Genomic DNA, 11,709 nt, shown 5'->3' with positions numbered 1-11,709 from the left:
CCTCCCTTGCGGACCACGCCGGAGATCGGATGACCGGGACGTTTCGGTCCGACATCAATGCTTTCGAACATGTTGCCTCCATCGTTATTCTTTAACGCAGATGGCGGCGGCCGTGATCGGCCTCGGTCTCGCGCAAGCCGCGTATGTGTCGGAGATCGTGCGCTCGGGGATCCTGTCGGTGTCGGCGGGACAGAGCCGCGCGGCGCTCGCGCTCGGCATGACGCCGCTGCGCGCAATGCGTCACATCATCTTTCCGCAGGCAATGCGTGTGGTCATTCCACCGCTCAGCAACGAAGTGATCTCGATGGTCAAGGCGACGTCGCTCGTCAGCGTGATCGCCTACACCGAACTGCTCACGACCGTGCAGGTGATCTATTCGCGCACCTTCGAGCAGATTCCGCTTTTGATGGTGGCGGTGATCTGGTACGGCGCGATCACGACCGTGCTGACGCTGATCCAGAGCCGGATCGAGAAGCGTCTGAACAAGTCGGTGAAAGTGATGAAGAAGGAGAAATGATGAGTGCGATTCCACGCACCGACGACGCCGCGCAGCACCGCAAGGTGATGGTCGAGGCACGCGAGGTCGGCAAGCATTACGGCGCTTTCGAAGTGCTGAGCGGCATCAATCTGCGCGTCCATCAGGGCGAGGTGGTCTGCATCATCGGCCCGTCCGGCTCCGGAAAATCGACGCTGCTGCGTTGCATGAATCACCTCGAACACGTGAATGCCGGACGCCTTTTCGTCGATGGAGAACTGGTCGGCTATCGGCAGAACGGCAACCGGATCCATGAACTCAAGCCGAGCGAAGTGTGCTTGAGGCGTCGCGACATCGGCATGGTGTTCCAGCATTTCGATCTTTTTCCGCACATGACCGCGCTCGAAAATCTGTGTCTCGCGCCGCAGGTCGTGTTGAAGCGGGCAAAGGCGAGCGTCGAGAAAGAAGCGCTCGCGCTGCTGGACCGGGTCGGTCTCGCCGACAAGGCACAGCACTATCCGTCGCAATTGTCGGGCGGACAGCAGCAGCGCGTCGCCATCGCGCGGGCGTTGACGATGCAGCCGAAGATCATGCTGTTCGATGAACCGACCTCGGCGCTCGATCCCGAACTCGTCGGCGAAGTGCTGAAGGTAATGCAGGACCTCGCGAAGTCCGGCATGACGATGGTGGTCGTCACGCACGAGATGGGCTTCGCGCGCGAGGTCGCCGATCGCGTCGTCGTGATGGACGGCGGACGCATCATCGAGGACGGACCGCCCGGGCAGATCTTTTCCAATCCGCAGACCGACCGGACCCGATCGTTCCTCGATCGGCTGCTGGCCTGATGACCACATTTACCGCTTTGAAACAGGGCTTTTTGCCATGGTCGATACAGTGATGGTAATCGGCGGCGGCGTTGCCGGGCTGTCGGTGGCGCGCAATCTGCAATTGCTCGGACGCAACGTCGCGATCGTCGATCCGTTGCCGTCGCCGGGCGCCGCGTCGTTCGGCAACGGCGGCTTCATCTCGCCGGACAGTTTCATGCCGGGCGCGCAGCCAGGCATGTTGCGCAAGGTGCCGGGCTGGCTGCGCGATCCGCTCGGTCCGCTCTCGATCCATCCGGGCTATGCGCCACAGGCGTTGCCGTGGTTCATCCAGTGGCTGCGAGCCGGTCAGGTCGACCGCATGACGACACTCGCGCGGAGCCTGCACGCACTGCACGCGCCCGCGCTGATCGAATGGCGCCGCTTGCTCGGCGACGCGCTCTATGGCCGCTATATTCGCGAGGAAGGTGAAGCGATTCTCAGCGACGTGCCTCCGCAAGGCTCGGCCGCCGACGTCGAACGGCAGTTGACCGAAAGCTACGGATTGAATGTCGAGACCCTCTCGCGCGCCGACATCGAGCGTCTCTATCCGGGCATCGACGGATCGGTGCGCTTCGGTGTGTTGAAAAAAGGCAATGCGCATACCGTGAGCCCGGCGGAACTGAATCGTGCGCTGGCCGAACGGATCGTCGAGCACGGCGGGACGTTTCATCGGGAGAAGGTGTTGAAGCTGATCCCGGAGAACGGCGAATGGCTGATCCTCACCTCGACCGGCAATCACCGCACGCGCGACGTCGTGGTGGCGGGCGGCGTATGGTCGATGCAACTGCTCGCGCCGCTCGGCATCCGCATTCCGCTCGAAAGCCAGCGCGGCTATCACGTGATGGTCGACACCGACCGGGTGAAGATCGGCGTGCCCTTCATTCATCGAGGCCGCGCGATCGGCCTGACGCCGATGCTCGAAGGACTGCGCATTGCGGGCAGCGTCGAATTCGGCGGCGTCGACGGCATGCCGAACGAACAACGCGCGTTGCATGCGCTGCAGCAGGCGCGCGAACTGTTCCCCGCGCTCGTCGAAGCGCCGCATCAGATATGGACCGGTCAACGGCCATCGACGCCGGACAGTCTGCCGGCGATCGGCGCAGCCGGCGACCGGCCAGGCCTCTGGCTATGCTTCGGGCATGGGACCTACGGGATGACGGCGGCACCGCCGAGCGGGCGCTTGCTGGCCGATCTCATAACGTCCGGACGGCCGTCCATCGATCCGGCGCCTTATTCGCCGGGTCGCTTCAATTGAGCGCAAGGTGTTCGTGAGCCATCGCGGCGACGCATGCATCGTCGCTTTGCCATAGAGGAATTCCTGGAGTCCATGATGAGTGGTGCAGTACGCGTGAGAAGGCTTTCGGCGGCCGAAGTCGAGGCTTATGTGGAACCGCTTGTCGATATCCTGATCGACTGCGTTGAAGGCGGCGCGGCAGTCAGCTTCATGTCGCCGCTTGCAAGGCACAAGGCAATCGCTTTCTGGCAGCGTGCCGCGGACGGTGTGGCTCGCGGCGAGCGAGTCTTGCTGATTGCGGAAGATCTCGATGGTCGAGTGGTCGGTACCGTGCAATTGATTACTGCCTTCCCCGAGAATCAGCCTCATCGCGCGGATGTTTCAAAGATGCTGGTTCGTCGCGACGCGCGAAGGCAAGGCGTCGCCGCGAGTCTGCTCGCTGCGGTCGAAGATGTCGCACGCGAGGCCGCGAAATCGGTCCTGGTGCTCGATACCGCCACCGGCAGCGATGCCGAGCGACTGTACGAACGCGCGGGCTGGCAGCGAGTCGGCGAGGTTCCGGACTGCGGTTACACGCCTGATGGCCAACTCTGTGGAACGACTTTCTTTCACAAGCGACTGTCATCCGGTGAGGTCCAGACTGAGTTCACTCAGTAAAGAAGCCCGATGCAACCCCATGTGCGACGCAGCTCACGTCAGCCAGGCCCGTCCCATGGCGCGAAGCGCTTCGCCGGTCGGCAGATCCCATTCCATTCCGGTTGATTCGAAGACGGCGCCCTTCCCCAACGGAACCACGCCTTGATGACTGACGTACGCGCCTCCCGAGGAAACACCCCGACGACTCAACGCCTCCTTTCAAGGCTCGTTCCTGAGCTTCACCGTGCGCAAGACGCGATGGCTGCCGCGACTCGTACGCGGCCGTCCAGTCGACGTGGAACCTTGCCCGATGGCCAGTCCCTCAGGCAATTCGCCGATCCCCTGCAGCTGTTCAGCGAGGAATTCGCGCAGTACGCGCACCTTGGTCGAAAGCCGCCGGTTCGGCAGATAGGCCATGTAGATCATGCGTCCGGTCAACGCATTGTCCAGGCGATAGGCAGGGAGCACGACTTCCAGCTCGCCCTTCCCGAGAAGATCGCGGACTAGCCAGATTTCGAATTCGGCGATGCCGAGACCGGCGCACGTCGCTTCCAGCAGCAACTCCGAATGATCTGACTGCAGATTGCCTTGCGGGAGGATCGACTGCGTGGCTCTGCCTCTCGCAAGATGCCAGCGCGGATCGCCCTCCGGATGCAGATAGCGCAGGCAGTTGTGCTTCGCGAGATCGCCTGGCGTCGCGGGCCGGCCGCGCTGGGCCAGGTAGCCGGGCGCCGCGCACAGGACGCTGTCGTTGCGCGAGATCGGCTGAACGATCAGGTTGTCGAGGTAATTCTCGCCTTCGTGAATGTCGAGGTCGAAGCCGCCTGCGACCATGTCGTTGTGATTGTCGGTGAGACGCAGATCGAGCTGAATGCCGGGATAGCGCATGAGGAACGGCGTCACCAGCGGCGCGAGGTAGCGTCGGCCGAAGGCGACCGGCGCTGTCAGCTTCAGCGGCCCGCTCGGCGCTGCATCGAGTTCGGCGACGACGCGCAACGTGTCGTCCAGGTCCGCGATCATCGAGACCGCGCGCGAGTGATAGAGATTGCCGGCTTCGGTCAGCGCGACGTGATGCGTCGAACGATGCAACAACGGCACGCCGAGCATGTCCTCCAGCGCCGTGATCTTGCGCGCGACCGTGGAGGTCGCCAGCTTGAGCTCGCGCGCCGCGGCGGACAGACTGCCCAGCTCGACGACACGCACGAGCGCGCGCATGGCGCCGAGATGATCGAGGCCGGTTTCCTGTGCTTTTTTTCGGACCATCTGGCGTTGCGCCCCATGCAAAACGGTTTTCGAAACTACGCCTGAACACAGTTTTTTGCAATAATTAAACTCGCATTACCGTCTTCACTTCTTAAGCCGATGACACTTCCCTCGCATGTCCCGCTCGCCATTGCGAGCCGCAACACGCACGTCGAACGCATTCATTGGGGTTCGGTGGCCGTCGTCGACACGGCGGGCGCGCTGCTCGCCTATGCGGGCGACCCGCATGCGAGCGTCTTCTCGCGCTCCACGCTCAAGCCGTTTCAGGCGCTCCCGTTCGTGCGCGACGGCGGTCCCGGCCATTTCCGCTTCACCGACGCAGAACTCGCGCTGGCGTGTGCAAGTCACGGCGGCGAACAGATTCATTTCGACGCGGTCTCCAGCATGCTCGACAAGATCGGCGCGGACGAAACCGATCTGCGCTGCGGCGTACACATGCCCGACTGCTACGGCGAACACAACCTGCCGCCGCGCGGCAGCGTGTTCGATCAGCGTCATCACAACTGCTCCGGCAAGCATGCGGGCTTTCTCGGCTATTGCACGCTGCACGGTCACGCGCGCGACGCCTATCTCGAGCCTGGGCATGCGCTGCAGCGGCAGATTGCCCGCGATGTTGCGGCGCTTGCCGACCTGCGCGAGCAGGACATGTGGGCCGGCATCGACGGATGCAGTGCGCCGAACTACGGCATGCCGCTTGAACGGCTCGCGCGCATGTGGGCGCGCCTTGCCGCCGGCGCATCGCCCTCGGGGGCCGAGACGGACGCGGCGCTTGCCCGCATTTATGCGGCGATGGCCGCGCATCCGGAGATGGTGTCCGGCACGGGCCGTTGCGATCTGGCGCTCGCGCACGCATCGCAAGACGGCGACTGGGTGACGAAAGTCGGCGCCGACGGCGTCCATGCGATCGGCGTGCGCAGTCGCGGGATCGGTGTTGCGGTGAAGATTGCCGACGGCGATTTCGCGGCCGTCTACGCGACGACCATCGCCGTGCTCGGGCAACTCGACTTGCCGCTCGCCATCTCGGGCACGCCGCTGGAAAAATGGGCGGATCCGGTGCTGCGCAACGTGCGCGGCATGCCCGTGGGCCAGCTTCAGTCGACGGTGAAACTCACATGGGTCTGAGCGCGCAGGCGGAACCGCCGCTCGTGTCCCTGCGGGGGCTCAACAAATCATTCGGCGCACAGCAGGTCTTGTTCGACGTCGATCTCGAAGTGGGAGGCGGAGAAGTCGTGGTGGTCATCGGACCGTCGGGTTCCGGCAAGTCCACCCTCTGCCGTTGCATCAACCGGCTGGAAACGATCGACGCGGGTGAGATCCTGATCGACGGCGAGCGGCTGCCTGAAGAAGGTCGCGCGCTCGCTGCCATGCGCGCGCAGATCGGCATGGTGTTTCAGTCGTTCAATCTGTTCGCGCATCGCACGGTACTGGAAAATGTTTCGATGGGGCCTCGCAAGGTGCTCGGCCAGCCTCGCACCACCGCCGAAGCCGAGGCGCGGCGGCTGCTCGCACGCGTCGGACTTGCGCACAAGGCCGATGCCGCGCCAGCTGAGCTCTCGGGCGGCCAGCAGCAGCGCGTCGCGCTGGCTCGCGCGCTGGCCATGAACCCGAAGCTGATTCTGTTCGACGAACCCACGTCCGCGCTGGACCCGGAAATGGTCAGCGAAGTGCTGCAGGTCATGCTCGAACTCGCGAAGAGCGGCATGACGATGATCGTCGTGACGCACGAGATGGGCTTCGCGCGGCAGGCCGCGGACCGGATCGTCTTCATGGACGCCGGGCGCATCGTCGAGGTGGCGCAGCCCGACGCGTTCTTCGCGGGCCCGCAGTCCGAACGCGGCCGCGATTTCCTGTCGCGCATTCTGGAGCATTGAAGGTTGGATACGAAAGCGTCCATGAGGCCGCTTCACCATAACAGTACGGAGACAACCGCATGAAACTCAAGTCGATCGTCGTCATTGCTGCTTGTACCGCGAGCGCCTGGCTGTCGGCGAGCACGGCCGTCCACGCCGAGACCTTTCCCGCCGACTCGACCATGGCGAAGATCCAGAAGCGCGGCAAGCTCGTGGTCGGGACCTCGCTCAACACGCTCATGTTCTCGGTGCGCAATCCGATGTCGGGCAACACGGAAGGTTTCGAGGCCGATCTCGCGCGCATGCTCGCGACCCGGCTGACGGGCTCGCCCGACAACGTCGAGTGGATCAAGACGACGACCGAGAATCGCTTGCCGTTTGTGCAGAACGGCCGTGTCGACGTCGTGATCGCCACGCTCACCATCAATGATCAGCGCAAGAAGGTCATCGGCTTCGCGGGACCGTACTATGTGGCGGGTCAGGACATTCTCACGCGTCACGCCGATACGTCGATCAAGGGACCGCAGGATCTGAACGGCAAGACCGCGTGCGTGCTGAACGGCACGACGGTAGAAGACAACGTGAGGAAGATCGCCCCGCAGACGAAGTTCGTCACCTTCAACGACACGGCGGCATGCGTGGAAGGCGTCGCTGATAACCGCTTCGACGCCTACGTCGACGATGGCGCCACGCTCGCAGGCGAAGCGATGCGTCAGCCGAACAAGTTTCGTATCGTCGGCAAGCCGTTCACGCAGGAGCCGTGGGGCATTGGCGTAGCAAAGCAGGACGAGCAGTTCCGCGAGTGGGTCAGCGCGCAACTCCAGCAGTCGATCAAGGACGGAACCTGGGACAAGCTCTACGCGAAGAACCTCGAGGGCACGCTCGGCAAGCCGCAGGTGCCGACGATCGAACGCTGATCCGCGCGCATCCATGGACTCTCTTCATTCGTTTGCGTGGCGCTTCGTCGAGGCGATGGGCGTCACGATCGAGCTATCGTTGCTGTCCTTCGCGATGGCATTCGTGCTGGGCGTCGCGCTGACCGTCATGACCATCGGGCCGCTCGCGCCGCTGCGCTGGTTCGCGGCGACCTACATCGAAGTGATGCGCATGACGCCGCTGCTTGCGCTTCTGCTGCTGTTCGTGTTCGGCCTGCCGAAGCTGGGCTTCATGTACTCGCTCACGACGTCGTCCATCCTCGTGCTCGGTTTCTACACCGCCGCGTGGGTCGCCGAGGTCCTGCGCGCCGGCGTGAACGCAGTGCCATCCGGACAGATCGAAGCAGCGCGCAGCATCGGCATGCGCTTCATGCAGGTCGTCGGCAATGTCGTGCTTCCGCAGGCCGTGCGCACGGTGATACCGCCGCTCGGCAATCTCTTCGTCAACCAGATCAAGGCGTCTTCGATCGCCGCGGCGGTCGGCGTGTTCGACATCACCTACACGGCTCAGCGGATCAACTTCGAAACCGCGCAAGCCGTGCCCACCTTCGCTGCCGCGATGTTCGCCTATATGGCGCTCACGGTGCCGCTCGGCCTTCTCATGCGTCGCATCGAACACAGCATGGCGGTGGCACGATGAAGCACACGACCGCGCTATACGAAGCACCCGGTCCCGTCGCGCGTGGCCGTCAGCGAGTCTTTTCGGTCGTGAGCGCGGTTGCCGTGCTTGGCCTGCTTGTGGCGATCGGCATGCGGCTTCAATCGAGCGGACAGTTCGCGGCGCCGAAGTGGGCCATCTTCTGGCACTGGGGCACCGCGAAATTCCTGTTCGACGGACTCGTCTCGACCCTCCAGGCGGCGCTGTGCTCGGCGCTTGCCGCATTCACGCTGGCGATGCCGCTCGCGCTTGGCAGGTTGTCGTCGCGCGGATGGGTGCGCGCGCTGTCGGGCACGTATGTCGAGTTGTTCCGCGCGGTGCCGTTGCTGTTGCTGATCCTGTTCATGGTGATCGAGCTGCCCGCGCTCGGTCTCGACTGGCCTGCCCTCGGCTTTCTCGTCGTCGCCATGGCGTTGCATCACGCGGCGCTCACCGCGGAAGTGGTGCGCGCGGGCATTCTCTCGCTGCCGCGCGGACAACGCGAAGCGGCGCTGGCCCTGGGCATGCGCCCATGGCAGGCGATGCTGCACGTCGTGCTGCCGCAGGCGCTGCGCAACATGCTGCCGGCGCTGATCAGCTCGTTGCTGGCGATCGTGCAGGACACATCGCTCGGTTATGTGATCCCCTACGACGAATTGTTGCACCGGTCACAGGATATATCGAGCTTTGCGCCCGAGTCGCTGCTGCAGGCGGCGTTCATCGTGACCGTGATGTATGGATGCGTGAGCGCCGCGCTCCTGTTCCTGAAGCGGTGGGTCGTGCGTCGCCAGACCCGCGGAACCCCAGGTAACAGGAAACGGGCAGCCCCGCAGGAACCGATTCTCGAGGGCGGCGAAGTCATTGCAGCAGGCGATTCGAACAACGTGTGACGAGCACGGTGTGGATGCCCTGCAGGGCCTCCTTGGGACGCGCGATGCCATCGACCGGCGGCTGCCCCCGCATCCACCGCCTGACGCATGTGCTCGATCGGTCCGTGTTATGTTTGACGTCAGGAGCGGCAAAGGCGGGATGGACCTGCGACGATCTCCATCGTTCCAAGGGGCTCATGATGACGAAAAGCGACGAGACGACCGAAACTGGCGATAGCCTGCGTGATCAAGCCTTGCAAGCGCTTGCCGAAGTGCTCGAGCGTGCACTTGACCGCGCGACGAGCGTGGTGCTGATACGGCATGTACCCGAGGTCTGTACTGTCTACCTTGGAGATCCGTCCGGGGCGCAGGAAGAGCTTCGCAAGGTCGGCACCCTTCCCCGTGAAGTCGCCGATGAAATGTTGAAGCTGACATCATCCGGATTGAACCGTGTTCAAATCGGCGACCAGTTGTACCGCTTTGCTCGAACGTTCACGCAAGTGAACGACAATGCGGCTGTTGTTTTGTCGATCTGAGCAACGCGCAATCTGGTCCAGGAGCGATGGACATCGCTCAACTCGCACCGCCTGGGCGCAAAGAAGATTCCGCTACTGAAACCGCGACGCATCTGCACTATCTGGCTGGCAGCAGGCCCATCAGCGATACCGCTCGATGATCTCGAACAGCCGTCGGCACGATGTCTCCAGATGCTCTTCAGGCGCCGTGGCAACCCCCAGCAAAAGGCCGGGCAACGTCCAGCCTGGATCAGCGAACCACACCGACAAAGGCGACGGCGCGATGCCGAAGCTCATTGCCTCTCGAACGATCTGCACGTCGGGCGCACCGTCAGGAAGTCGGAGAAGTACGGCGAGGCCTGCATTCACCCACTGCGCGTCCCGCATGCGCAACTGCTCGCATAGCCCATCGCGCTGCGCGGTATAGAGCCGCTTGAGACGACGCACGCGCCGGATGTAATGACCGTCATGCATGAACTGAGCCGTGGCGAGTTGCACGACTGGCGATGGCGCGGGCGCAAGCGTCGCCGCCACTTCGGAGAATGCGTTAGCCAGTTCGGTAGGCGCGACGACGAATCCAAGCCGCAGTGCAGGGCTCACCGTCTTGCTGAATGAACCGATGTGGATGACGCGCTTCCCTTCACCCAGAGACGCCATGGCGGGCGCAGGCCTGCCTTCCAGTTGTAGCTCGCCGAGGTAATCATCTTCGATGACCCAGGCGCCACTCGCGGCAGCCCATTCCAGCAGCTGAAGACGCCGCCTCAACGACAGGGTCGATCCCAACGGAGCCTGCTGGCCGGGTGTCAGGACGGCCAACGCAGCATCCGGGGCCTTCTCGATGCCATAGTCCACGTTGATACCGTCCGCATCCACCGGTATCGGCACGATATTCAGGCGCGCGAGTTCCAGACCTTTGCGGGTGACCATGAAACCCGGCTCTTCCATCCAGACCTTCTTGCCGTCCAGACCCAGCACCCTTAGCGTGAGGCCCAGGCCGGAACTGAACCCCGACGTGATGAACACCTGCTCCGGATGACAGTGAAAGTTTCGGGTGATGGACAGATTGCCCGCGATTTCCTTGCGCAGTTCGAACTCGCCCCTGGGATCGGGATAGAGCAACGACGACAGGTAGCCGGTCTTCAACAGGTTGGAGGAGCGCGCGCGTGAGAACAGCTTTTCAGGAAGTCCCCCAAACGCCGGCACGCCGAGCTGAAAGATTGCCGGCCCGGCGTTCATCTCCTCATACGCCCTCATGAACGTTCCGAGCCGGGGCGCCGTGGGTTGAGTCGCGGCAACGTAGGGCCGCGGGGCAACGCGCGTTCCCCCTGCTCCGAAGGTCTCGATCATCTGGGCATCGGACAATCGTTCATACGCTGCTTGAACCGTGCCGCGCGCCACGCCGAGTTGCGCCGCCAGGTCCTGCCACGAAGGCAACCGGGTCCCGGGCGCGAGCAGGCTTGACTCGATAGCCCGGCCAATGCTCTCCCGGATCTGTTCCGTGAGGGACAGCCTGGCCGTCCGGTCGAGTTGAATCTGGAAGTCTGGATTCACGATCTTGGTACACACAAAATTGGGGTTCTTGGTTCTTCTGCCCGCACCATTGATGGTACAGAATTCTCACACTTTCGCTGATGCAAAGATAAGGTCAACGCAAAGAGAGGAAGTCGTGGGCACAGGGCCGATTCTGCCTGCGTTTTACGTGAAGGTCCTCACAGCCGCCATTGCCCTGGTGACTCTCCTGGAGAAAGACGTATGAACATCCTGCATATCGATTGCAGTCCGCGACTGGCATCGCACAGTCGACTGCTGTCGGCCGCGATCGTCGGGAAACTTCTCTCGATGGCCCCGGAGGCGCATGTTTTCCGGCGCGATCTCGGCTACGAACCCATACCTCACACCACGGCGACCTATGCCGACGCACTGGCCACACCAGCGTCGCTGAGCGCGGCAGGCCGCTCCGCCGAGGCCGTGTTGCTGGGCGAGCAGCTCATCGAGGAAGTCGAACGTTCGGACGCGATTGTCATCGGAACGCCGCTGAACAACTTCACCGTCCCTTCGGTCATGAAGGCATGGATCGATCAGATCCTGCGCGTCGGCCGCACGATGAAGTCCACACCCACGGGCAAGACCGGAATGCTCGAGGACCGGCCGGTATTCGTTGGCATCGCGTCCGGCGGCGTGTTCATGGGAGATCGCGCGAATCAACCGGATTTCCTTACGCCCTACCTGAGCGCCGCATTCGGATGCATCGGCTTGAAGTCGGTCCACTATCTGCCGTTGCAGGCAACAGCCTTCATCGATGAAGCGCGCGCGGCCGAACTGCGCCACTCACTCGTCGCGGCGATCCAGCCCGAGATGGCAGGCATCTTCACCGCCACGTTGAACAGTGAATCCCAGGCCTGCGCCCTGCACCCTTGACGATGTCCGAT

Annotated in this window: 13 protein-coding genes; 11 read left to right on the top strand and 2 right to left on the bottom strand. The window is 63.3% G+C overall.

Translation table 11 applies throughout. The features are described 5' to 3' along the window. The first annotated feature begins 112 nt into the window (after nt 1-112). The 4 genes from QCE88_RS21325 (at nt 113) to QCE88_RS21310 (ending at nt 3,232) form a co-directional block, all read left to right on the top strand. Nucleotides 113-517 carry an amino acid ABC transporter permease gene (locus QCE88_RS21325; RefSeq protein WP_309905828.1) on the top strand — a complete coding sequence of 135 codons (405 nt, stop codon included), beginning with the start codon at nt 113-115 and terminating at the stop codon, nt 515-517. Beyond that, entirely contained in the window at nt 517-1,320 is an 804-nt protein-coding gene (locus QCE88_RS21320) for an amino acid ABC transporter ATP-binding protein (protein ID WP_309905826.1), read from the top strand. Before QCE88_RS21325 ends, QCE88_RS21320 begins: the two co-directional genes overlap by 1 nt. A 37-nt stretch (nt 1,321-1,357) precedes the next feature. Beyond that, nucleotides 1,358-2,596 carry an FAD-binding oxidoreductase gene (locus QCE88_RS21315; protein WP_309905824.1) on the top strand — a complete coding sequence of 413 codons (1,239 nt, stop codon included), beginning with the start codon at nt 1,358-1,360 and terminating at the stop codon, nt 2,594-2,596. Between the two features lie 75 nt (nt 2,597-2,671). Continuing rightward, a complete protein-coding gene (locus QCE88_RS21310; protein ID WP_309906546.1) occupies nt 2,672-3,232 on the top strand; it encodes a GNAT family N-acetyltransferase in 561 nt (186 codons plus the stop codon). Nucleotides 3,233-3,430: 198 nt separating this feature from the next. Here QCE88_RS21310 and QCE88_RS21305 read toward each other — a convergent pair whose 3' ends face one another. Continuing rightward, nucleotides 3,431-4,474, bottom strand: a complete 1,044-nt coding sequence (locus QCE88_RS21305) for a LysR family transcriptional regulator (RefSeq protein ID WP_309905822.1) — start codon at nt 4,472-4,474, stop codon at nt 3,431-3,433. A gap of 99 nt (nt 4,475-4,573) precedes the next feature. On the opposite strand from QCE88_RS21305, the gene QCE88_RS21300 reads away from it, so the two are divergent. From QCE88_RS21300 to QCE88_RS21275, 6 genes are all read left to right on the top strand, one after another. Continuing rightward, nucleotides 4,574-5,596: an asparaginase gene (locus QCE88_RS21300; protein WP_309905820.1), complete on the top strand. Its 1,023-nt coding sequence runs from the start codon at nt 4,574-4,576 to the stop codon at nt 5,594-5,596. Continuing rightward, nucleotides 5,587-6,345: an amino acid ABC transporter ATP-binding protein gene (locus QCE88_RS21295; protein WP_309905818.1), complete on the top strand. Its 759-nt coding sequence runs from the start codon at nt 5,587-5,589 to the stop codon at nt 6,343-6,345. The genes QCE88_RS21300 and QCE88_RS21295 overlap by 10 nt, the downstream gene beginning before the upstream one ends. 59 nt (nt 6,346-6,404) lie before the next feature. Continuing rightward, the gene (locus QCE88_RS21290) at nt 6,405-7,241 is read left to right on the top strand and encodes a glutamate ABC transporter substrate-binding protein (RefSeq protein ID WP_309905816.1); all 837 of its coding nucleotides are present in this window, start codon (nt 6,405-6,407) and stop codon (nt 7,239-7,241) included. 13 nt (nt 7,242-7,254) lie between these two features. Further along, entirely contained in the window at nt 7,255-7,899 is a 645-nt protein-coding gene (locus QCE88_RS21285; protein WP_309905814.1) for an amino acid ABC transporter permease, read from the top strand. Next, nucleotides 7,896-8,786: an amino acid ABC transporter permease gene (locus QCE88_RS21280; protein WP_309905812.1), complete on the top strand. Its 891-nt coding sequence runs from the start codon at nt 7,896-7,898 to the stop codon at nt 8,784-8,786. Before QCE88_RS21285 ends, QCE88_RS21280 begins: the two co-directional genes overlap by 4 nt. Before the next feature lie 176 nt (nt 8,787-8,962). Further along, complete coding sequence (locus QCE88_RS21275) at nt 8,963-9,301, top strand: hypothetical protein (protein WP_309905810.1); 339 nt, start codon at nt 8,963-8,965, stop codon at nt 9,299-9,301. 120 nt (nt 9,302-9,421) lie between these two features. Here the strand turns inward: QCE88_RS21275 and QCE88_RS21270 are convergent, their stop codons facing one another. After that, entirely contained in the window at nt 9,422-10,831 is a 1,410-nt protein-coding gene (locus tag QCE88_RS21270; protein ID WP_309905808.1) for a PLP-dependent aminotransferase family protein, read from the bottom strand. Nucleotides 10,832-11,032: 201 nt separating this feature from the next. On the opposite strand from QCE88_RS21270, the gene QCE88_RS21265 reads away from it, so the two are divergent. After that, on the top strand, nt 11,033-11,698 hold the full coding sequence (locus QCE88_RS21265) for an NAD(P)H-dependent oxidoreductase (protein WP_309905806.1): 666 nt from the start codon (nt 11,033-11,035) through the stop codon (nt 11,696-11,698). The last annotated feature ends 11 nt before the right edge of the window (nt 11,699-11,709 follow it).

The organism is Caballeronia sp. LZ035 (assembly GCF_031451175.1).
Classification (GTDB): Bacteria; Pseudomonadota; Gammaproteobacteria; order Burkholderiales; family Burkholderiaceae; genus Caballeronia.
The sequence above is the reverse complement of the archived record's forward strand: the minus strand, read 5'-3'. Positions and strand labels throughout refer to the sequence as shown.